Here is a 21514-nt window from a genome sequence, read left to right on the forward strand (position 1 = left end):
CCACCCTTACCCTTTCCAACCAAAATCTTCTCTTCAACTATTCGAGTCTATCAGAATTGCTGTTATACTCTCTATATAAGATTGAAACGAAATGAGGCACCTTGATGACACTTGAGTTTGTAAATGCAGAAAAACGCATTCATGATTCCTTGATTTTCCCTTCATTCAATTTAAAGATAAACAATGGGCAAGTTGTTGCTGTCTATTCAAGCGTAAATGTCCGGGAGCAGCTGATTCACCTATTATTAGGTAAAACAATACTGTCCCATGGAGAAATTCGTTTTGACGAGAAGCTCAAACAGCCAAGCAGCGCCGGCTTTCTCTTTTTACATCATGGCCTGTATGAGCGCCTTTCCATTGCAGAGATGTTGCAGTTCACGAAAAGGCTTCACAGCTCTAAGGCCTCAGCCGATGATATCTTGCGTATGGTGCAGCTGGATGGGAAGCGTTCAGTAAAAATCAAACAGCTATCCTTTTCGGAGAAGAAACGTGTGCAACTCGCTTGTTTGCTCATCCAAGATCCTGCCATCTTTGTGTTGGAGGAACCCGATCAAAATATGGATTTGGAATCAAAACGGATTTACCTGTCGATCCTCCAGCACCTTCGGGAAGCTGGCAAAGTCGTCTTCATTTTGACGGGAAATTTGGAAAGCGCTGTTACGTCTGCCGATACCGTCTTTCAATTAGACGATAACGGATTGCGTTCCATTCAACTGAAAGCAGATGAGGACGAAGAGACATCTGATCCAACTGGCACGGTCTCAAGCACACAACCCGTCCGGTTTGAAAAAATACCGACTAAGGTAAATGAAAAAATTGTCCTTTTTAACCCGCCGGAGATTGATTATATAGAAAGTAATGAAGGGCAAACCTTTTTACATATTAAGGGAGAGTCCTTCCCTTGTGTCTTTACACTGACCGAGTTGGAAGAACGTTTATTGCCATTTGGCTTCTTCCGATGTCACCGCTCCTACATCGTCAACTTACAAAAAGTACGGGAAGTTGTCACCTGGACAAGAAATAGTTACAGTCTCGTCCTGGAGGATATCTCCAAATCGACAATTCCGCTTTCCAAATCGAAAATGGTCGAACTCAAAGAGATGCTCGGACTCAAATAATGTGGAAAAACCGATTATTTCCCCGGAAATATTTCGGCTTTTTTCGCTTGTCCAACCGTTTTCTGGCATGTCCTGTCTCTTGCAGTTATCTAATCTAGTAATTTGACGCAGTTTACTGAATAAGTTTTTACTATTCGAGGCTCCATTCACGGTTCCATTGCTCCATTGACTAGCTCGGTTGCTCTTTTCATCCGGAATATACTGCCCGCCTCTTCACTTCCTAGTAATCTAAGGATGCAAATACGAAATGAAGAACGATTCCCAGGAGGATGAAAATGGTAAATATTATCGAAGTGAAAAACCTCGAGAAGATCTTCTCTAATCAAAAAGCAATCGAGAGTGTAGATTTTCAAGTGAGACGAGACGAGATTTTCGGATTTCTCGGCCCGAGCGGATCAGGGAAAACAACAACTATTAAAATATTGACCGGACAATTGGTGCCGACCAGCGGAGAAGCCCTAGTTTTTGGAGAGTCTATCGCGAAGTTGAAACAGCCCGCCTATCGTAAACGATTCGGCGTGTTAACGGACAACAGCGGCCTGTATGGAAGACTTTCCATCTATGATAACTTAAAGCTTTATTGCGATTTGTATGATGTTCCATACGCAAAAATTGGCGAAGTTCTCGCAGCTGTCAATTTGCAGGAAGACCAGAAGAAACGAATCTCCACTTTATCAAAAGGAATGACGCAGCGTGTCACATTAGCCCGCGCCCTTTTGCATGAACCGGAGCTGTTATTCCTAGATGAGCCGACATCAGCTCTTGATCCGGTGAACACGCTTCATATTTATGAAGGATTGCGTGCCCTCAATAAAAAAGGAACGACAATATTCCTGACGACTCATGACATGCAAGAAGCAGAGACACTTTGCGATAGAGTCGCTTTCTTAAACAAGGGGCGGATTCAATTACTGGATGCGCCAGACAAGTTAAAGAAAAGGTTTTCCGATTCGACCATTACAGTCGAGCTGAAAAGCGAGGAAAAAATCATACTGCCCGCCGGTGCTGACGGGGCACAGCAGCTTTATGATTATATGCAAGCCAATGAAGTGGAGACCATCCACTCGAACGAGCCGACACTCGGTGACATTTTTGTACAAGTGACAGGGAGGAAATTAGCATGACATTTTCTTGGAAACGGGTAAACGCAATATTTATGAAAGATTATAAAGATTTTTCACGAAACTTTGCAGTATCTATTGTGATTTTCTTGTCACCAGTTCTGGCAGCCATTTATGGCCGAATGGGCGTGACAGCAATTGAGTCCCATTATGTGCTGATTAATCTTGCTTTTGCGATGGTAGCAGCTTTTGTACAAAGTTGTCTTATTGCAGAGGAGAAAGAAAAGAACACCTTGCGCGGATTGATGTTATCTCCCGCCAGCACGACTGAAATTTTGACGGGTAAAAGCTTATTATCCTTAGTGTTAACACTTATCACTATTTTGTTGAGCATGTTTCTGGCGGAATATAAACCTGCGAATATTGCAGTTGTGGCGATTGCCCTCGTGTTGTCCGCCCTATTTTATATTGCTCTTGGTACCTTGCTTGGCCTGTTTGCTAAGTCAGTTATGGAGGCATCTGTTATTGTATTGCCTGTTATGGTCATCTTCTCATTCGGGACATTCATTACTTCACTTGCAGAACAGTATCCGATTTTAAAAGCGGCGACTTATTTGCCTAATATCCAGCTCCTTGAAATCGGGATAAAAGTCGAAGCCGGAGCCGGGTTTGGGGATGTATGGCTGCAACTGGCAGTCATTGCAGCATGGGTTGTTGTGATGTTTATGCTTACTGCTGTTATTTACAGAAAACGAATGGTTGATTAAGGGGGGAATTGATATGAAACAATTTGGACGGATACTGATCGGATTCTTGGCAGGTGTCGTACTGATCTTCATTTATAAGACATTTTTCAGCTAGAGGTGACAATATGAAACAGGTAGGTTCAGCATTACTTGGGGCCGTCATTGGTTTATTGGCGGTCCTGTATTTTATTTTATATCCAGAGGCATGGTCTTTAGGCATGATTGTCAGCATGGTCTTGTATGCTCTCATCAGTTTCGCCCTGACTGTCCTTATTCATGAAACAGGGCATGCGCTGTTTGGACTTTCACAAGGCATGAAAGTATTAAATATGAGTGTCGGTCCCCTGGTCTTGGAGCGGCATAGAGGCAAATTCGTTTTACACTGGATCCCCTCCTCCTTAGGATACGTTGGACGGGCTATGATGGGGTTTTCTGAGAAGCTGGAACTTGAAGATATGCAACGCCGATTAATTCGTTATATTTATGGCGGACCGTTCACGAACATAGCCTTCAGCATCCTTTCCATTGCGCTAGCATTCAGTGTCTGGCATCATCCCTTCCTACTCATATTCGGGCTCGTGAACTTCCTGCTGGGTGCTTCGAATCTTCAACCGGCGACGGTCAAATCTGTGTTCACTGATGGTTTAGTCATACAAAAATTGAAAACGGAGCCTTTGCATGAATCCGCTCTCTTAATGGGCCACCAAATTTTGTTGGAAGAGTCGCGGAATACGGATGTAAAACAGTGGAATCCGACATTGATTGATACGGTTGAACAATTAATCACCTCTGGGAAGGATCCGTCTGCAACAAGTTTTTTGCATACAATCAATTACTTTCATCTTCCGGAGCATGCTGAAAAAGCTGCATCTGTTGGACTCCAGACAGCCTTTACCCGTGCAGAAAAGACGGATGACCTGTACGCAGATATAGCCGATATCTCGTACGCCACAGCTCTGTTTTTCACCGGTCGGCTTGCAAGCTATCCCGGCATTGAAAATGCTCTGCAATCCATAGGAAAACTGGATGCTATTACAGATATGAAAAGAAATGCGTTTTTGTCTTACATACAAGGAGATACACAAAACGCTGTTCTGCTGTTAAAGAAAGCGATCGAACTGCTTGGGGTCTGGCATCCTCTCTATTTGCGCGGGGAGATGGAAAAAAAGCTTCTACATCAAATGATTGACTGGATGGAGAATGAAAAAACTACCATCAGTTGAATCATAGGAATCTCCTATCGTTAGGATAGGGGATTTGCTATTGTTCCCTATTCTCTCCTGATCCTATAATAAAGCTAGCAGCGCTGCATCAATAGGATAAGGAGTGGTTCATTATGTCAAAGGCGGTTTTCTATCATGCCGGTTGCCCGGTTTGTTTGGATGCGGAGAAAGTGCTGGTCACTTATCTCGATTCGTCTAAAATTGATCCTGAAATTGTACATCTAGGTACCGAGCGGGGACGGATTGAAGAAGCCGAAAAGGCAGGAGTCAAGTCAGTTCCTGCGTTGGTTATTGATGGAAGCGTCTATCATATTAATTACGGTGCAAGTTTGGAAGAAGTAAAGGGATGACCAAGAGGCGTCCTTGTGACGCCTCATTTTCCTTGTAGCATTTTAATGAACTCCCTGCTTGCTGAGCAAAGATGTTTGTTTCTCCGGTACGCAATGCCAATTTCCATTTCCATTGCAGGATGATCAATCTTGGCAATAGAAAGATCTGCGTGGCAGAGAGAATGTAGATAAGATTTTGCCAAAATGGTTACACCCATTTCCCTTTGGACCATCAAGAGGATCGACTCGAGCGTTGTCAACTCTATCGCTGGAACAGGCAAAAACCCTTCCTGTCGGCAGAGTTCATTTAGATACCGGCGGATAAAATACGTTTCTGGCAATAAGATGGAGGCTGTTTCATTAAGCACATTTAATGGAACGATAGGCTGCCCGGCCAGCGGGTGATGTACGGACATCGCAAGCACCAGTTCCTCTTTCCGTAATGAGATGGTCTCAATATCTGGGTGTTCAAAGGGTAAGTAAACAATGCCGATATCTATGGCATTATGAAGTATAGATTCCTTAATCTCATCTACTCGCATTCCGGAGACGGCTATGTCAATTTTGGGGTACAATTGATGAAAGTCGATGAGAACCTGAGGTAACAGGGTATTGATGACGGTCAGCAAAGCACCGACCTTTAATGCTCCTCTCTCCAACCCGTGCAATTCTCCGATGGCCGCCTTCGCTTGGGATAACTCATGGAAAACTCGGTATGCATGTTCCAGCAAGATAGAGCCCGATTCGGTGATGGCAATCCGCCTACCGATCCGGTCGAATAATTTTATCCCTACTTCGTGTTCTAGCAAGCTGATCTGCTGGCTTAACGACGGTTGGGTCAATCCAAGTTTCTCAGCGGCACGAGTGAAGTGGAGTTCTTCACATACCGCTATGAAATATTCGAGCTGCCTCAACTCCATTTCCATCCCCCCTCCTTTGATTATACTCGAAGTGGTAAACTTTACATGATAAATGAAACGAGGTGAATGCCATGAGTAAAGTGGCAATCCGGGCTTTAAACGTTGGAAAACCGATTGAACTTTCATTCGGAAATAAACGAGCGACAACAGGCATACTTAAAAAACCGATTAGCAAACCTGTATTCTTAACTACTGTAAATTTTAATGGAGATGGGCAAGGTGATTTAATCCATCATGGCGGCATTGATAAAGCAGTTTGTGCGTATCCGGCTGAGCATTATCCCTACTGGGAAGAACAATTGGGCCGGGCTCTTCCCTACGGCGCTTTTGGTGAGAATCTGACATTAGAAGGTTTAACGGAGAAAGACGTTTGCATCGGAGATTCCTTTCAAATCGGGGAAGCCATCGTACAAGTGAGCCAGCCACGCCAGCCTTGTTACAAATTGGGACTTCTTTATGAAAGAAAAGACATGCCGTTGCTTGTCCAAAACTCCGGATTTACAGGATTTTATTTTCGAGTGCTGCAAGAGGGAATGGTCTCCCCCTCAGATGAATTGATCCGGCTCCATTCACAAGAAAAGGCCATCTCCGTCGCAGAATCTAATCGGATTATGCACCATGATAAGAGCGATTTGGATGCGGTACAGCGGATATTAGAAGTGAATGAGCTGTCTGCAAACTGGCGAAAGACATTTGAGAGACGGCTAGAGGGCAATGAGGTGGATACGAGGGAACGATTGTCAGGAGAGAGATGAAGCCAGCAGCTACCGGTCTATTAAAATCCAAAAAAGTTCAATTTCCTAATAGCTGAATTAAGAAATTGAACAACCGCATTACGCGGCACGTCTAGGCGATTTATTTCATTTCATATTAGCTTTCTCATAGCCGAAAAAGGACATATTGCCGTTTTCATTCTCCACAATACTGTATGGTGTCATTTGGTCAGAAAATCTGCGGGCAAATTTCCCTTCGCCGACTGGATAGATCTCAATATGAAGATTGCCGGCAAATCTAGTAAAGTACAATTTATCGCCATGTAATTCTACTTTAATTTTATTTTTCAAATAGGTGCCGCAATACGCTTGAAGCTTCCTTTCGTCTAGGGGAAGCTCTTCATGTTTTGTCGGAGCATCTACTTCAACATCGTGCAGAATATCAGCAATTGCGTTGCCCAGCCTGTATTGATTGATTGCTTCATTATTGGAAAGAATGAGGATACAAACATCTTCATCAAAAAAATACTGTGCAAAGGTACAGATACCAAGGTGATCGCCGCCGTGGGCATAGCTGTCTGTACCGTAACCGCGCTGACGCTCCAACCCATAACAGTACTTATTTACATTCTCGCTAAAAAACCGTTCATACCCTTTTTCCGACAGCATTTTCCGATCTCGCAAGCACTTAAACCACTTGTATAAATTCTCGCAGTTTGAAATGATGGCTCCTGCACCAATGCTGAATTTCTCGTTATGGTACGGGGATTTGATGATTTCATCAAAATCATGTACATAATTGCTCGCTCTGTTTTTTAATGTTTTGCAGCCATCATCCACATCGCTATTCAACATATCCAAGGGCAGGAAGACGTGGTTTCTTAAAAAGTCCCTGTATGTTTCTCCAGATACATGTTCTATGATCCATGCCAGCAAATTATAATTTGAGTTATTGTAATCAAAAATTGTTCCTGGCGGCTTAGCAGGCTGTTTATTAATATAACGTTTGAAGAAATCATCCCGGGAATAGTCCATTCTGTTGTAACCAGCAAAAAAGTCATTTTCGAAGTTAGTGAAATTATACAAACCTGACGTATGAGACAGTAAATGATGGACAGTGATCGACTCGTCCATTTCCAACGCAGTGGGCAAGTATAATCTAGCCGGTTTATCAATGTCCAGCATGTTCTTTTCATGAAGAAGCATAATCGCGAATGCCGTAAACTGTTTTGACACTGAAGCGAGTGAAAAGCATGAATCCATATCATTTTTTATTCCGAACTCGAGACTGGCATATCCGTATGCGTCTTCAAACAGCACCTCGCCTTTTCGGGTCACTTGAATAACTCCGTAAAAATCCCATAATTCCAGGTATTGATTCATATAAGCTTCTAGTTTGTGTTTGTATTGTTGCATTTGGATCTCCTCCCCTCGCCTTCATATTATTTTCTCATCCAATCGGCGGGATATAAATATTCAAAAAGACTAGAACCGTAATAATCCCGACATCGACGATGCAATGGGAGACAATCACCCACCGCAAACTTTTGGAACGTAGAAACATGAGATACCAAACGACTCCTATAATCGATAGGAAGGTAAAGACATGAGAGCAGCGATTTGCAATGGAACGTCCTACATGAGTGGGTAGCTTGCCACGAAAAAGGGGGCTAATACGCGAAGCCCAGCCCTAAGTTTAGGGGGTTATAGTATAAGGGACGAAAAGAAATGAAGAAGTAACGGTGCATACGTAAGTGGTTTGTGGATATTGCGACCAGATGAAGGATTTTCTAAGACAGAATCAAGATACTACAATCCATACCTGAATCAGAATTGACGCACCTATTAATAAATGCGGGATTAGTTAGTAAACATTTCGCGTATGAATGGAAAAATAATTCCTAGGACAAGCAAAACGATGGAAACATAAAGGACAGCTCCGGCTAACGGCAGAATCCATTTTTGTTTCTTGCGCGTGTATTGGAACCAGTAATTAACTGCCCACAGGCCGAACATAAAAACAATAGAACAGTATTTAAATATGTCACCGATAGGGTCATCTATGGGTGGGCTAATACTAAACGAACTGAAAAGAAAAAAAAGACAGATAGCTACCAATAGGACTAAGTTGACGATATGCACGACGATATGATAACTTTTCACGAATCTACACCTCCAATGGTTTAGGTGATAGATTTCCAATATACTGTAAATAACACTTATACGCAAGGTTGTTTCTTATCAGAATGATAAAAAGGACGACATACTTAATTTTCATAGCTTATTGCCTAAAGTGGCCAGGATGGAGCTATAGCAGTCTTTTCAGATCTTCACCGTTTGGAAGTAACCATGAGGAAATTAGCAGATACAATTAATCTTATTACGTAAAAAAGCACGCACAGCTTTATTATAGCTGGGCATGCTTTTTTGCTTTTACAAATCATCAAACCCATTCAAATCGCTCGTTTTCACGTATTGCCGGGATGTCTGCTCAAAGAAATCCGTTTTCGTGTCGTCAAAATTGTCAACGTACGCGCGGATCCATTTCATAGGGTTGTCTGTGAACTCCGGGTATATTTCACTTAGTCCAAGCATACGAAGCATTTTGTTGGCCCGGTATTTGACATAGCCCGCCATTTCGTCGAGATCAATGCCATCGATTTCACCGAGTACATAGCGACTCCAAATGATTTCCTGTTCAACAGAATGGCGGAATTGATCATAGATCCATTCTGTGAATTCCTCCGTGTTGTACTCCGGATTTTCCGCAAGTGCAGCTCGGAAGATGTCACTGATTGCCTTCCCATGCTGTAGCTCATCGCGGTTAATATACGAGATCATCGTTGAGGTACCGACCATTTTCTGATGGCGCGCCAAATTGTAGAAGAACGCAAAGCCGCTATAGAAAAACAGGCCTTCGAGCAGCGTTGTATAGACCATCGACTTCAGCACGGTCTCAATCGTCGGATTTTCAGCGAACTCATTGTAGATCTCGACAATCCGTTCATTCCGCTTCATGAGTACTTCGTCAGCGCGTCCCATTTCAAATGAGGCGTTCTGCTTGTCGAGCGTAGTAACGGAAGAAAGTACATAGGCATAGCTATGATTATGCTCACTTTCCTGATCGGCAATCGTCGCCATAATAGATTTCACCGAAGGATCTGTCGTGAAATCGGCGATTTTCATTGCGATGACCGTCTGTGGACCGTCGAGCGTCGCTAGCAGGCCGATAATTTTCAGGAAAGCATCCTGCTCGGCTTTGGACAAGTTCGGGAACTGCTTGACGTCTTGTGTCATATCAACTTCGTTTGCCGTCCAGAATAATGACCGGATCCGTTGCCGGAGTGTATAAAAATGAGGATGTGCGAGGTCATTCCAATTCAGGATGCCGCTCGCCTCTCCGCCGAAAATCGCTGTTGCTTTATTTGGATTAGCCGGATTCAGCACTTTAACTCGTGTAAGTGTAACCAATGTTCATAGACTCCTTTCGTCCATTCGATGACTTTCTCTTCTTGGATGCCGCGCGGACTCTGTTCGATTTTGAGAGGTTGGCAGCCCGATGCATAGAAACGGGCAAGCTTGACGGCTGCATGACAAAACAGGTCGTCTCCGCCAAATTGCGTGTCCCCCGTTCCGAAGACATAGACAGGCTCCGGTTTGTAGCCGATGGCTGCTACGAAATCTTTCACTTCATCCGGCGTTGCGCCTTTATCCCATGTGAAAGAACCAATCACCATCGCCTCATATTCCCTCGGATCGGGAACCGGACCAAAACCGATCCGGTACATGGTCGTTTCAATCCCTTCCCTGCCAAGCGCATCCCGAATCAATTCCGCCACTTCCTCGGTATTGCCGCTCCAGGATGCATAGGCAATCAGGAATGACACCATTCGCACTCCTCGATGTCCGATGCGGTGGAACGTGTATAGTACGTCGTCTTCATGCCGGATTTCCATGCTTGCAAGTGGAGCTCGAGCAGAACGGACGCGCGGATATTATTGGGTACGTATATATTAAATGAAATCGATTGGTCGACATGCTTCTGGCGCGCTGCATTTTGTTTGATCGACCAACGCTGGTCGACGATATAGGCCGATCGGCGGTACACATTGTACGTGTTATGGTCCAGGTCAGGCGCGACAACCGGGAGCTTGTAATCTTTCTTCTCCTCATGATAGAACGGCTTGAAAACCGGATCGATGGATGCAGTAGAACCGGCAATGACCGATGTCGAACTGTTTGGAGCCACCGCCATGAGGTAGCCGTTGCGGATGCCGTTCGCCTGAACGTCGAAACGCAGTTCACGCCACGCTTTCGAATCGTAGTTCCGGTGTTCAAAATAGTCACCGGTCTGCCAATCAGAACCCTCGAATAACGGGTAAGCACCTTTTTCTTTCGCCAGCTCCATTGAAGACTTGATTGTCAAAAAGGCAATTTGTTCGTAGAGTTCATCCGCGTAACGTACCGCTTCCTCCGACTCCCATTGAATTCCTTCAAGTGCCAATAAATGATGCCAGCCGAATGTGCCAAGTCCAATTCCACGGTAGCGAGAATTCGTTCGCTGTGCTTGAACGACCGGAATTTTATTCAAATCAATGACGTTATCGAGCATGCGCACTTGAATCGTAAGAAGCCGTTCCAATACACCTGCTGGGACCGCCCGTCCCAAGTTGATGGAAGATAGGTTACACACAACAAAATCACCCGGCTTCGATCGTGTGACGACGATATCATCTTCAAGCGTGACCGATTCGAATTGTGTTGCGCTTTGATTTTGCATGATTTCTGAACAGAGATTACTTGAATACACCATGCCCTCATGCTTATTCGGGTTCATCCGGTTCACTTCATCCCGGTAGAACATGAACGGCGTGCCCGTTTCAAGCTGACTGCGCATAATGCGCTTCATCACTTCGATCGCAGGTACAGTCTCTTTCGTCAATTGTGGATGGTTTGAGCACTCCTCGTACTTTTCACGGAACGATCCAGACCCTTTTGTCTCATCATAAAAATCTTCCAAGGAGTAGCCCATTACCGTCCGGACTTCATGCGGATCGAATAAATGCCAGTCTCCGCGTGCTTCGACCTGCTCCATGAAAATATCCGGCAGGCAGACGCCTGTGAAAATGTCATGTGCACGCAAGCGGTCATCCCCGTTGTTCAGCTTCAAATCGAGAAACGTGAAGATGTCCTTATGCCACACATCGAGGTAGACGGCAATGGCACCTTGGCGCTGTCCGAGTTGATCGACGCTTACCGCCGTATTGTTCAATTGTTTGATCCAAGGAAGGACGCCGCTCGATGCCCCTTTGAATCCTCTGATAGATGAACCGCGGGAGCGCACTTTGCCCATGTAGACCCCGATGCCCCCACCGTATTTTGAGAGATTCGCAATATCAGTATTACTGTCGTAAATGCCTTGCAAGGAGTCGTCCACTGTGTCGATAAAGCAGCTGGACAATTGACCATGCGGCTTGCCCGCGTTTGCAAGCGTCGGTGTCGCGACGGTCATATACAGGTTGCTCATCGCCCAGTAGGCTTCCGCAATTTTGCCAAGACGATTATCAGTCTCCTTTTGCATAAGCGTCATGGCAATGATGAGCCAGCGTTCTTGTGGCAGCTCCACCGGTTTTTTATTAAAATCAACAGCCGCGTAGCGGTCCATTAACGTTTTCAGTCCAATATATGTAAGCAGCTTGTCCCGCTCGGGCTCGATAAATGTCCCGATAGTGGCCAGCTCTTCTGCAGAATATCGATCGAGCAGTTCTGGTGTATACAATCCTTGTCGGACGAGCCTTTCAACGTGACCGGCAAAATCAGCGTATACATCTGTGCCGCGAATGGCCCGCTGCTGTTCGTAAACAGAGTCCAAGTAAATGCGGGATGCCACAAATGTCCAATGGGTGGACGCTTCATCAATATTGCTAAGCGCCTCCAAAACCATTGCTTTTGCCCAGTTTTCCTGGCTTCCGCCTGGATGGCGTTCCAACCATTTATCACTCGCCGTTTCCAAAGCAGTAATTTGGCCCTCGCCGAATTCCTCCTTCAATTGCGCCAGAATGTCAGTCACCTTTGTGTTTTCTTGAATCATTGTCATCAGTTTGGCTCCTTTCCTACTTATAGGATGTTAGGGAATAAAAAAAACGACGCCCCACCTTTTCGGTGAGACATCGCTAATGGATGTATGTAGGAAACAGATCAGGTCGAACCCCCTTCGGATGGAAAGGCGAAAAACCCGCTCGCTCCCACCTCTCAACCCCCGAAGAAAGTGTCGCTTCACGATGGACGGCAGGTCTACTGGCTTGCGCTTCCTCCTCCCCGCTCCCTTCCCATGGCATTGCCACAGTGGTTGTCAGCAGGTCGTCAGCACGTACAGTTGCGGGGACAGCTCCAATTTAAGGATTCCCTATTAAACCGAATACGGTACCAATCTATCGTTAAATACTATATGTTGTGCTTTATGTACATCTACTACCCTAACATGTTGTGGTTTAATCGTAAATAGGTAAAAAGAATTTGAATTATTTTTTGAGAGGATTTCTACTAACTTGAAACATTTCTAAGGTAGGCTGCACCTAATTTTATCAATAAAACTAAAAGCCGTGCAAGCAGCTGCACGGCTCAAAAAGGATATAACGCAGTTGACTGGTCTAAAAAAATAAACCCATCATATCGGCTGCCAACACGCGAAGGGACAAAATTTCCATACGCTTCGAATTCTGGATTGTAGACAACCCCAATGGCACGGTGGCCAATCCATTCATTGAACAGCTGACGGTTATCGTCTGTGAATAAAACCACTTTATCCTCTGCACCAGCTGCGTGCATCTGCCCTTCCCAAGTATTGAACTTAGCAGGCGGAACCGTCATTCTTTCCAGAGGAGCGCCCCAGCTATCGGCTGCAATGACTGATCCTTCGTAGGTCCCAAATCCAATGGCAAACGTGCGGTTATGCCCGTATTCCTCACGAATGAGCTGGCCAACATTGATCATGTTGTCGTCTTTCATAGATGTTTCGGACGCGTCGCCAATATGGGTATTGTGTTCCCAAATAATCAGCTTAGCATCAGGCCCATGGTATTTCTTTAATTCATTGATGGCTTCTACCATATGCAAATCGCGTGTATTCCAAGAGATCGCGTCGTCTTGCATCATTTCCCGGTAATAAGCCTCCGCATTTTTGGCGACGAGGGCATTCATCGTGACGTTCAGATCTTCTTCATGGTGACTGGCAAAACGCTCTTCATTCCTTCGGATGGATGACAGCAGCGTAGCAACTTCACTAATGCACTCATCGGAAAAATGAGCGGTCGACAGAGCATAATGCTCGGGCATCCGATTATATGGCTCGAAACAGGAGAACGCCTGTCTTGCTAAGTTTAGATCGGCTCCAAATTGCGGATTTTCAGATAAAAATCGAAGCAGCTCATCAATCGATTCATACAAACTGTACATATCGATACCGTAAAAACCTGTCTTCTCCTTATCGGGCAACGAATCATTATGAAGCTTCAACCACTCGATGAAGTCCCTCACCTCTTCATTCACCCACATCCACGTCGGCCAGCGTTCGAAAGATTGTAGCAATACATCTTGCGCGGATTCGTTCTCTTCAAACCCTTTGACATAGCGGTTCACGGACGCAGCAGCCGGCCAATCCCCTTCCACTGCCACAATTGTGAACCCTTTTTCTTGAATGAGTCGTTTAGAAAGCTCGGCACGGATCTTGTAAAATTCATGTGTCCCGTGGGATGCCTCGCCGATCATCACCACTTCAGCATGTCCCGCCGCTTCCACGAGAGCATCCAGCGCCTCCTCATCCAGCGGCATCGCATACCGCTCGATCGCCTCTCTCAATTTCTTCGCCATGACCATCTCTCCTCTCTTCCATAGCATACCCAAGCGGCTTGCGGGGAAACGGTCAGGTTTTAATCGTCATTTAAAATGGGGTTTATGATTGAGTCAATTGGTTCTGTCACCCGGCTGGGACGGTCAACTCAGCGGGTAAGTTCGCCTGGATACCGAACCGCTCGTATATTTCTGGAACAGCTCGTATCTCGTTTCCAACCTCTCGTATAATCCTGCAAGAGCTCGTATGCCCTCTCCAACCGCTCGTATAATTCTGCAACAGCTCGTATCTTGTTCCTAACCTTTCGTATTTCCCTCCAAACCACTCGTATCATACCCGAGCAAACTATCAATTCAATTTCTTAGTTGGTCAAAGGCATTCTGCGCGCCACGGGGCAGGCGCGGACATGTTAATTCTCGCGGCAAGTCCAAACGGTCCAGTCTCTCGTGTCCTCCTCTATCACCGCCTGGAAACCGAACCGCTCGTATATTTCTAGAACAGCTCGTATCGCGTCTCCAACCACTCGTATAATCCTGCAAGAGCTCGTATGTCCCCTCCAACCGCTCGTATAATTCTGCAACAGCTCGTATCTTATTTCTAACCTCTCGTATTTCCCTCTGAACCGCTCGTATCATCCCCGAGCAAACTATCAATTTAATTTCTAAGTTGGTCAAAGGCATTCTGCGCGCCATGGGGCAGGCGAGGACATGTTAATTCTCGCGGCAAGTCCAAATGTTCCAGTCTCTCGTGTCCTCCTCTATCACCGCCTGGAAACCGAACCGCTCGTATATTTCTAGAACAGCTCGTATCTCGTCTCCAACCGCTCGTATAATCCTGCAAGAGCTCGTATGCCCTCTCCAACCGCTCGTATAATTCTGCAACAGCTCGTATCGCGTATCTAACCGCTCGTATTTCCCTCTGAACCGCTCGTATCATACCCGAGCAAACTATCAATTTAATTTCTAAGTTGGTCAAAGGCATTCTGCGCGCCATGGAGCATGGCTAGGACATGTTAATTCTCGCGGATTTCAAGCGGTTCAACTTCTCGTATCCTCTATCATCGGCTGAAAACCAAACCTCTCGTATATTTCTACGACAGCTCGTATTTGCCCATTGACACGCATCCCACCGATTTGCTACATTGATATACAATATCGATGACGAAGAGAGTAATGCTCCTTTTCTTTCAAAGCGAGCCGGGGATGGTGGAAGCCTGGTGGAAGATGGTTCATGAAGCGCACTTCGTAGATGCTTTTCTGAAGGAAGTAGGAAAAGCCGGTGTCTCGCCGTTAGGAGAAAGGTGGCCCGACGGATCGGGCAATTTGAGTGGTACCGCGGAACGAGCTTCCGTCTCATTGATTGAGACGGGGGCTTTTTTATTTTCTAAAAAAAGGGGTTAATTGTATGAAACAAGTTGTGATAGAGGCGTTGCAAACGGCGAGTCCTGTGCCACTCGAACCGCAAATGGTGGAGCGGCCGCTTCATTCGCAAATGGGCGACTATGCGCTGCCATGTTTTTCGATGGCGAAGACGTTGCGGAAAGCGCCTAAGCTGATTGCAGAGGAGATTGCGGCGGCGGTTTCGCATCCTGCGATCGAAAAGGCGGAAGCTGTGAATGGCTATGTCAATCTGTTCCTTCAGCGGGATGCTGCTGCGGAGCCTGTTCTCCGCTCTATTTTGGCTGAGGGTCCGGCTTACGGGTCGTCAACGATTGGTGCAGATGGTGTTGTGACGATCGATATGTCCTCCCCGAATATTGCGAAGCCCTTCTCCATGGGCCATCTGCGCTCCACGGTCATCGGCAACTCGATCGCTTTATTGCTGGAGAAGTCGGGGTACCAACCGGTCAAGATTAATTACATCGGCGACTGGGGCACCCAGTTCGGCAAACTGCTGACAGCCTATCGCAAATGGGGCAGTCAGGAAGAAGTTGAACAGGCACCGATCAAGACACTGCTTCAGCTGTACATCCGCTTCCATGAAGAAGCCGAGTCAGATCCATCCTTAAATGACGAAGGAAGAGCCGCCTTTAAAGCGTTGGAGGATGGCGAGCCGGATGCCCTGGCCCTTTGGAAATGGTTCAAGGAGGAGTCGCTGAACGAATTCCAGCGCATTTATGATTTACTTGGCGTTACCTTCGATTCTTATAATGGCGAAGCCTACTACAATGATAAGATGGAGCCGGTTGTAGAATGGCTGGATTCGAAAGGATTGCTCACGGAATCAGATGGTGCGCTTGTTGTTGACCTCGGCGAGGAGATGCCGCCGTGTTTAATTAAGAAATCGGACGGCGCGACGCTATACGCAACGCGCGATTTGGCAGCGGCGCTCGATCGGAAATCGACTTATGGTTTTGAGCAATCCATTTACGTTGTCGGGAATGAACAAAGTCTTCACTTTCAACAGATAAAAAAAGTGCTCGGACAATTGGGCTGCGATTGGGCAGAAGACATTACACATGTTCCGTTCGGCATGATTTTAAAAGACGGAAAAAAGATGTCGACCCGGAAAGGGAAGCTAGTTTTGCTGGAGGAAGTGCTGAAGGAAGCCATTGAGCTCGCCAAGCGAAACATTGAAGCGAAGAATCCTTCCTTGGAAAATAAAGAAGAAGTGGCTAAAGCCGTTGGTGTTGGAGCCATCCTATTCAGCGACTTGAAGCAGCATCGGAAACATGATATTGAATTCGATCTGGAAAAAATGCTGCAAACCGAAGGCGAAACGGGCCCCTATCTCCAATATAGCTGTGCCCGGGCTCATGCTGTCCTGCGGAAGGCAGACGGGCGCGGAGAAGAGGGAATCTCTTCTGTAAATGATTATGAATGGGATATCATTACGCAGCTCCAGCACTTCCCGGAAGCCGTCCAAAGAGCATCCGTGGAACTGGATCCGTCCATCATTGCCAAATATGCAATCGATCTTGCGCAGGCTTTCAATTCGTTCTACGGTAATGTCCATATACTGTCAGGTGCGGCCAACCAATCGTTCCGTCTATCCCTTGTTCAATGCGTCAGCATTGTACTGGAGGAGTCCATGCGATTGCTTGGCATGCAAGCACCCCAGGAAATGTGATCATAATAACATGACCTGTGCAACCTACAGCACAGGTCGTGTTACTTTATATGCAAACGGTCATGCGAGCTCCGTTTTTCCATGCGTGCATCTGCAATTGATATAAATCAATCACTTTATAGGCTGCGGGCAATTCAAAAGTTATCGGAGCGATCCATGCCGCGCCATTATCCAAATAGCTCAACATATTGTTGACGAGGCGCACTTGAATGGCGACGATCTGGTTGAGCCTATTTTTCTGCCGAATTCGCTCCACATGCAAGGTGGAACCAGCCGAAACAATTTGTTTAGGCAATGAGGCATCCACTTGATCTTCAAAGAAGAAGTCTGGCTGCCTGGTCTTTATTTGTTGCCCCAGCAGTTCTTTCATCAGGCCAATGGCGGAGACTCCTCTCGTCTCCACCCCTCCTTTGTAAAACATCTGCCATGAACCGCACTCTAACACTCTCTCCATAAAGAGGTCAGACAGGCCCGCAGTAAAGGGCAGGCCTTCCTGCAACTGCCTAATCACTTGTTGATCTGAAACACGTAACCTCTTTTTCTCACTCTCCAGTGGAGGGATGATGCCCCACAATGCACTCACCAAATCTGTAGATAGTGTAATATACCCGTTGGATAAAGCCCAATACGTGTCCACCACTTTTTCAATCCGGTCCACTTGTTCCTGCTGCATTGCTTTCATTGCGAGAAATAGCAGGTCGTCTTCATTGGAAATGGATGCAGAATAAAACCGGGCAGTTAATTCCCGTTCTAACCTTTCCATGTCCCGTTCCGTATAACGTGTTTTTTCAAGTGTCAGGTATTCCGGAAACTTCCCATTAAATTCAGCGCCAATGCCATACTCCTGTTGAATTGCTCTCATCTTCCGTCTCCTTTCAATGAAAAAGAGCAATCGCCTGCCACTTCGGCAGAGCGATTGCTCATAATTGATCATTAGGAAACAAATTGGAACCCTAAAAAGCCCGATGGACCGGGATCCGTTTCGCCTCCACCTCTCAACCCCCGAAGAAAGTGTCGCTATGACGATGGATGGCAGGTCTCCTGGCTTGCGCTTCCTCCTTCCACCCGCCTTCCCATAGTTTGCCTATAGTGGCTCATCGGTGGTCGTCTGCGCTTACAGTTGCGGGGACAGCTCCGGATTTCCGGATTCCCTATTAAACCGTTACGGTACCATTTCATCGTTCAATATGTGCTATTCAATTTTTTCGAGACTTATACTTGTAGTTTAAAGCGCTCGACCACTTCTTGCAACTCATTGGCTATATTTTTCATGCGGGTCGTTGAATCTGCCACCCGTTCCAATTCCGTTTGCTGTGCTGCCGAGGACGCGCTGACTTGTTCCGCTGATGCCGCTGTCTCTTCTGATACAGCCGACACACTCTGGATCGAAAGCATCGCTTGATCCTTATTCGTCAGCATCTCGTTTAGTTCCGCATTTAATTCCTGAATGACTTCGCTCATCCGCTCTGTCAGTTCAGCATTTTGATGGAAAGAAGCTTCCGTACTGGATACTGATTCGTTCTGCCCTTCCATCGCTTTTAGATTCGTTTCAATAACTGCTGCCGTTTGGTTGGATTCCTCAAGAATCTCCTGGACAGTTTGCTGAATGACTTCAGTTTCCGTGCGGGATTGCTCTGCAAGTTTGCGCACTTCTTCCGCCACGACTGCAAATCCTTTGCCGTGCTCCCCTGCCCGTGCCGCTTCGATGCTGGCGTTCAAGGCAAGAAGATTCGTCTGAGCTGTAATATCATGAATCGACGTGATCACTTGATTGATCGCATCAATTTTGGATGACAACGCGCTCATTTGCTCCTTCACTTTCGCATTCATCTCATTCGCAGAAGCATTGTGTTCACGCAAATTCGCCACTTCCGACATCCCTTTTTCCGTCGATTCGATCGTTTGATGGGACAGGTCATTCATGCGTTGCGAAAGCTGGGACAGGATATTGATCTGCTCCGCCAGTTCCGCAATCACTCGGCTCGTTTCTTCCGTATCCTCTGATTGCTTGGAAGCCCCTTGTGCAATTTCATTTGTTGCCAATGAAACCTCCTCGCTGGAAGCTACAATTTCTTCAAATGCGTGGTGCACATGTGAAGAGGAATCGCTCAATTCATTCGAGGAACGCTGAACCGCCTGGATCGCTTCATTTGTCTGAAGAAGCATATCATTATACGCTTTTGCCACTGCGCCGATTTCGTCATTGCGGATATGCTTTTCATCCACAAAGTGCGTCATATCACCTGTTGCAGCCGTTTCAATTGATTTCTGCAAGAAGGCCAGCGGTTTTAATTGCTTGAAGATGAACCAGCCGGTTGCCGCCGTCATTAAGACGATCATAACGACCGCTGCCAGAATCGTCATGAGGAGAATAGCGTTGTACGTCTCCAATATTTTCGATTTCGGCACTACCGTTTGTACGGTCCAAACTTCTTCGATATTAGGGAGCGTAATAGGTGCGAACGAATTGAAAGCCACTTCATTCAACCCTTTGGAATCTACATATAACGTTCCGGCTTCCCCTTGGTTGAGCTTTTCTTTCACAGGCGCCCAGTCAATTGCATCTTGCATATTGGTGCCGTTCATTTCCGGCTTCAAGCTGTTAGCCGTCAAATCTCCAGCATCTGTAATAATGGAGGCATAGCCGCCATCCGGCTTAATTGATTGAACGAGATCATTTAGGAAATCAATTGAAATATCCGTCGTCAACACGCCGAAAAATTGCCCGGACTCTGTCATGAGCGGCACAGAAATGGTTGTCATCAATACCGTCTGGCCACCTGCATTATACTCATACGGTTCTGTCAAGACAGCGCGTTTTTCATTCTTCGGTACTAAATACCAGTCCCCTTCGCCCGGGTTGTCATACCCGCTCAACGGTTCCACGCCGATGCCATTTTCCTTTTTATACAAGTACGGCACGAAGCGATCTGTTGAATCTACAAGCCCGCTTTGAATATTGCCATCCAATGGGATGAAACCTTTTTCAAATACAGCTGCCATTCCCGTGGCATCTTCGTTCTTCTTCAAATTATTCTCGATAACATGAATCACTTCATCTGTCGTCAGATCATGATTTGCTTGCAATGTTTCAAATATGTGCTTTGTTGTATGAAGCATTTCATTCGTCCGGTCGAATCGCTCGCTGAGAATCGTTGCATTCAACTTGGAATTCTCCACGGCAAACTCTTCAGCGTCGGACATGCTCTGCTTATGTAAAAACGTGCTTGTTGCCACTGTGTAAACAACAAACAAGATGACAAACAACCCGATGATTAACCCGGATAACTTCCATGCAATACTATTCTTTTTTCTCACTGGGTGCTACCTCCTATTTCATATTCTATCTCTTATATCGTACGAACTAGTAAAAAATGAAGGTTTTGTGTCAATTAACCATTAAAAAAGCATTCCGAAAACGGAATGCTTTTTTACTATTTTTCTCGATGATTAGATTTGATCTGTCCAGTGAGTATTTTATTTTTCTTCCATTAAATACGACCGGGGCAATTACGAATAAATTCAGTAATCTTATCGATTGCAAATATCTAAGACAACCTGAACAGACTGCGCAGATTTATCAAGCGCACGCTTCTCTTCGTCGGTTAAGGGAAGTTCAATAATACTCTCAATTCCATTACCGCCAAGTACAGTCGGAACTCCTAGATAAATATCCTTGTAGCCATATTCTCCTTCCAAATAGGCGATGGATGGTAAAATACGCTTCTTGTCTTTAATGATCGCTTCCGCCATCTGGACGAGAGCGGCTGCCGGCGCGTAGTAGGCACTTCCGTTACCGAGAAGGGCCACAATTTCACCGCCGCCTTTTCTTGTCCGCTCGACAATGGCTTGAAGCCGGTCCGCAGGAATGATTTTATCAAGCGGAATTCCGCCCGCATTCGAATAGCGCACGAGCGGCACCATATCATCCCCGTGCCCGCCCAGAACGAATCCAGAGACATCCTCAACGGAAATGTTCAGTTCTTCCGCTACAAACGTATTGAATCGTGCGGTGTCCAGCACGCCGGACTGGCCGATTACACGATTTTTCGGAAAACCGGTCGTCTTGTAGCAGACGTAAGTCATGGCATCGACCGGATTGCTTAATATGAGAACGGTGCTCTCAGGAGCATATTGTTTAATCTGTTCTGAAACAGATCGCATGATTTTCGCGTTTGTTGTGACAAGATCATCACGGCTCATGCCTGGTTTCCGAGCGATCCCAGCCGTAACAATGACCATATCGGCATCTTGGATATCGGAATAGTCCGATGTGCCGATGATCATGGAGTCAAACCGCTGTACCGGGCTCGTTTGCAATAAATCGAGCGCTTTCCCTTTTGTCGGATTCACCAAGTCGGGGATGTCCACCAATACGACGTCGCCTAATTCTTTTTGCGCTATCATGAGAGCAACAGTGGCTCCGGTATGCCCGGCTCCGATGACGGCGATTTTATGTCTGCGAAATGCCAACTTAGCTCATCTC

At 46.1% G+C, this 21514-nt stretch carries 19 protein-coding genes, 2 riboswitches and 1 other annotated feature; of the genes, 7 read left to right on the forward strand and 12 right to left on the reverse strand.

All coding sequences use genetic code 11. The features are described from left to right. Positions 1–104 precede the first annotated feature (104 nt). The 5 genes from ACSW3C_RS10475 to ACSW3C_RS10495 all read left to right on the forward strand — a co-directional run bounded on the left by ACSW3C_RS10475 (position 105) and on the right by ACSW3C_RS10495 (position 4498). Entirely contained in the window at positions 105–1118 is a 1014-nt protein-coding gene (locus ACSW3C_RS10475) for a LytTR family transcriptional regulator DNA-binding domain-containing protein (RefSeq protein WP_486562490.1), read from the forward strand. 275 nt (positions 1119–1393) lie between these two features. Then, positions 1394–2242, forward strand: a complete 849-nt coding sequence (locus ACSW3C_RS10480; RefSeq protein WP_486562491.1) for an ABC transporter ATP-binding protein — start codon at positions 1394–1396, stop codon at positions 2240–2242. Continuing rightward, complete coding sequence (locus tag ACSW3C_RS10485) at positions 2239–2946, forward strand: ABC transporter permease (protein WP_486562493.1); 708 nt, start codon at positions 2239–2241, stop codon at positions 2944–2946. Before ACSW3C_RS10480 ends, ACSW3C_RS10485 begins: the two co-directional genes overlap by 4 nt. 104 nt (positions 2947–3050) lie before the next feature. Then, the gene (locus ACSW3C_RS10490) at positions 3051–4148 is read left to right on the forward strand and encodes a site-2 protease family protein (protein WP_486562494.1); all 1098 of its coding nucleotides are present in this window, start codon (positions 3051–3053) and stop codon (positions 4146–4148) included. Positions 4149–4261: 113 nt separating this feature from the next. Continuing rightward, positions 4262–4498 (forward strand): thioredoxin family protein, encoded by a 237-nt coding sequence (locus ACSW3C_RS10495; RefSeq protein WP_486562496.1) that lies wholly within the window; start codon positions 4262–4264, stop codon positions 4496–4498. 23 nt (positions 4499–4521) lie between these two features. On the opposite strand, the gene ACSW3C_RS10500 is transcribed toward ACSW3C_RS10495, so the two are convergent. Next, complete coding sequence (locus tag ACSW3C_RS10500; protein ID WP_486562497.1) at positions 4522–5397, reverse strand: LysR family transcriptional regulator; 876 nt, start codon at positions 5395–5397, stop codon at positions 4522–4524. 71 nt (positions 5398–5468) lie between these two features. On the opposite strand from ACSW3C_RS10500, the gene ACSW3C_RS10505 reads away from it, so the two are divergent. Then, complete coding sequence (locus tag ACSW3C_RS10505) at positions 5469–6152, forward strand: MOSC domain-containing protein (RefSeq protein WP_486562498.1); 684 nt, start codon at positions 5469–5471, stop codon at positions 6150–6152. A gap of 105 nt (positions 6153–6257) precedes the next feature. Here the strand turns inward: ACSW3C_RS10505 and ACSW3C_RS10510 are convergent, their stop codons facing one another. The 8 genes from ACSW3C_RS10510 to ACSW3C_RS10545 all read right to left on the reverse strand — a co-directional run bounded on the left by ACSW3C_RS10510 (position 6258) and on the right by ACSW3C_RS10545 (position 14895). Then, positions 6258–7526 (reverse strand): serine hydrolase domain-containing protein, encoded by a 1269-nt coding sequence (locus ACSW3C_RS10510; protein ID WP_486562499.1) that lies wholly within the window; start codon positions 7524–7526, stop codon positions 6258–6260. 1017 nt (positions 7527–8543) lie between these two features. Then, on the reverse strand, positions 8544–9581 hold the full coding sequence (locus tag ACSW3C_RS10515; RefSeq protein ID WP_486562500.1) for a ribonucleotide-diphosphate reductase subunit beta: 1038 nt from the start codon (positions 9579–9581) through the stop codon (positions 8544–8546). Beyond that, a complete protein-coding gene (locus tag ACSW3C_RS10520) occupies positions 9551–10000 on the reverse strand; it encodes a flavodoxin (RefSeq protein ID WP_486562501.1) in 450 nt (149 codons plus the stop codon). The genes ACSW3C_RS10515 and ACSW3C_RS10520 overlap by 31 nt, the downstream gene beginning before the upstream one ends. Next, positions 9985–12201: a ribonucleoside-diphosphate reductase subunit alpha gene (locus ACSW3C_RS10525; protein WP_486562559.1), complete on the reverse strand. Its 2217-nt coding sequence runs from the start codon at positions 12199–12201 to the stop codon at positions 9985–9987. Before ACSW3C_RS10525 ends, ACSW3C_RS10520 begins: the two co-directional genes overlap by 16 nt. Before the next feature lie 179 nt (positions 12202–12380). After that, positions 12381–12557: riboswitch (cobalamin riboswitch) on the reverse strand. Positions 12558–12731: 174 nt separating this feature from the next. Continuing rightward, positions 12732–13979 carry an erythromycin esterase family protein gene (locus tag ACSW3C_RS10530; protein ID WP_486562503.1) on the reverse strand — a complete coding sequence of 416 codons (1248 nt, stop codon included), beginning with the start codon at positions 13977–13979 and terminating at the stop codon, positions 12732–12734. Positions 13980–14107: 128 nt separating this feature from the next. Then, a complete protein-coding gene (locus ACSW3C_RS10535) occupies positions 14108–14284 on the reverse strand; it encodes a hypothetical protein (protein WP_486562504.1) in 177 nt (58 codons plus the stop codon). A 28-nt stretch (positions 14285–14312) separates the two neighbouring features. Then, positions 14313–14594 (reverse strand): hypothetical protein, encoded by a 282-nt coding sequence (locus ACSW3C_RS10540; RefSeq protein WP_486562505.1) that lies wholly within the window; start codon positions 14592–14594, stop codon positions 14313–14315. 19 nt (positions 14595–14613) lie between these two features. After that, positions 14614–14895, reverse strand: a complete 282-nt coding sequence (locus ACSW3C_RS10545; protein WP_486562506.1) for a hypothetical protein — start codon at positions 14893–14895, stop codon at positions 14614–14616. A gap of 212 nt (positions 14896–15107) precedes the next feature. Continuing rightward, positions 15108–15317, forward strand: a binding site (T-box leader). 46 nt (positions 15318–15363) lie between these two features. Between ACSW3C_RS10545 and argS the strand changes: the two genes are divergently transcribed. Continuing rightward, a complete protein-coding gene (gene argS / locus ACSW3C_RS10550; RefSeq protein WP_486562508.1) occupies positions 15364–17028 on the forward strand; it encodes an arginine--tRNA ligase in 1665 nt (554 codons plus the stop codon). A 46-nt stretch (positions 17029–17074) separates the two neighbouring features. Here the strand turns inward: argS and ACSW3C_RS10555 are convergent, their stop codons facing one another. The 3 genes from ACSW3C_RS10555 to mdh all read right to left on the reverse strand — a co-directional run bounded on the left by ACSW3C_RS10555 (position 17075) and on the right by mdh (position 21501). Then, positions 17075–17890 carry a hypothetical protein gene (locus ACSW3C_RS10555; protein ID WP_486562509.1) on the reverse strand — a complete coding sequence of 272 codons (816 nt, stop codon included), beginning with the start codon at positions 17888–17890 and terminating at the stop codon, positions 17075–17077. A 152-nt stretch (positions 17891–18042) separates the two neighbouring features. After that, positions 18043–18219: riboswitch (cobalamin riboswitch) on the reverse strand. Between the two features lie 21 nt (positions 18220–18240). Continuing rightward, the gene (locus ACSW3C_RS10560; RefSeq protein ID WP_486562511.1) at positions 18241–20346 is read right to left on the reverse strand and encodes a methyl-accepting chemotaxis protein; all 2106 of its coding nucleotides are present in this window, start codon (positions 20344–20346) and stop codon (positions 18241–18243) included. 213 nt (positions 20347–20559) lie between these two features. Then, positions 20560–21501 (reverse strand): malate dehydrogenase, encoded by a 942-nt coding sequence (gene mdh, locus ACSW3C_RS10565; protein ID WP_486562513.1) that lies wholly within the window; start codon positions 21499–21501, stop codon positions 20560–20562. Positions 21502–21514: the final 13 nt, after the last annotated feature.

Source organism: Sporosarcina sp. AD_1, assembly GCF_057373025.1.

Bases quoted from the DNA above. Each gene is read 5' to 3' on its own strand.
- ACSW3C_RS10475 (WP_486562490.1), top strand. From the start codon at position 105: ATGACACTTGAGTTTGTAAATGCAGAAAAACGCATTCATGATTCCTTG.
- ACSW3C_RS10480 (WP_486562491.1), top strand. From the start codon at position 1,394: ATGGTAAATATTATCGAAGTGAAAAACCTCGAGAAGATCTTCTCTAAT.
- ACSW3C_RS10485 (WP_486562493.1), top strand. From the start codon at position 2,239: ATGACATTTTCTTGGAAACGGGTAAACGCAATATTTATGAAAGATTAT.
- ACSW3C_RS10490 (WP_486562494.1), top strand. From the start codon at position 3,051: ATGAAACAGGTAGGTTCAGCATTACTTGGGGCCGTCATTGGTTTATTG.
- ACSW3C_RS10495 (WP_486562496.1), top strand. From the start codon at position 4,262: ATGTCAAAGGCGGTTTTCTATCATGCCGGTTGCCCGGTTTGTTTGGAT.
- ACSW3C_RS10500 (WP_486562497.1), bottom strand. From the start codon at position 5,397: ATGGAGTTGAGGCAGCTCGAATATTTCATAGCGGTATGTGAAGAACTC.
- ACSW3C_RS10505 (WP_486562498.1), top strand. From the start codon at position 5,469: ATGAGTAAAGTGGCAATCCGGGCTTTAAACGTTGGAAAACCGATTGAA.
- ACSW3C_RS10510 (WP_486562499.1), bottom strand. From the start codon at position 7,526: ATGCAACAATACAAACACAAACTAGAAGCTTATATGAATCAATACCTG.
- ACSW3C_RS10520 (WP_486562501.1), bottom strand. From the start codon at position 10,000: ATGGTGTCATTCCTGATTGCCTATGCATCCTGGAGCGGCAATACCGAG.
- ACSW3C_RS10525 (WP_486562559.1), bottom strand. From the start codon at position 12,201: ATGATTCAAGAAAACACAAAGGTGACTGACATTCTGGCGCAATTGAAG.
- ACSW3C_RS10530 (WP_486562503.1), bottom strand. From the start codon at position 13,979: ATGGCGAAGAAATTGAGAGAGGCGATCGAGCGGTATGCGATGCCGCTG.
- ACSW3C_RS10540 (WP_486562505.1), bottom strand. From the start codon at position 14,594: ATGATACGAGCGGTTCAGAGGGAAATACGAGAGGTTAGAAATAAGATA.
- ACSW3C_RS10545 (WP_486562506.1), bottom strand. From the start codon at position 14,895: ATGATACGAGCGGTTCAGAGGGAAATACGAGCGGTTAGATACGCGATA.
- argS (WP_486562508.1), top strand. From the start codon at position 15,364: ATGAAACAAGTTGTGATAGAGGCGTTGCAAACGGCGAGTCCTGTGCCA.
- ACSW3C_RS10555 (WP_486562509.1), bottom strand. From the start codon at position 17,890: ATGAGAGCAATTCAACAGGAGTATGGCATTGGCGCTGAATTTAATGGG.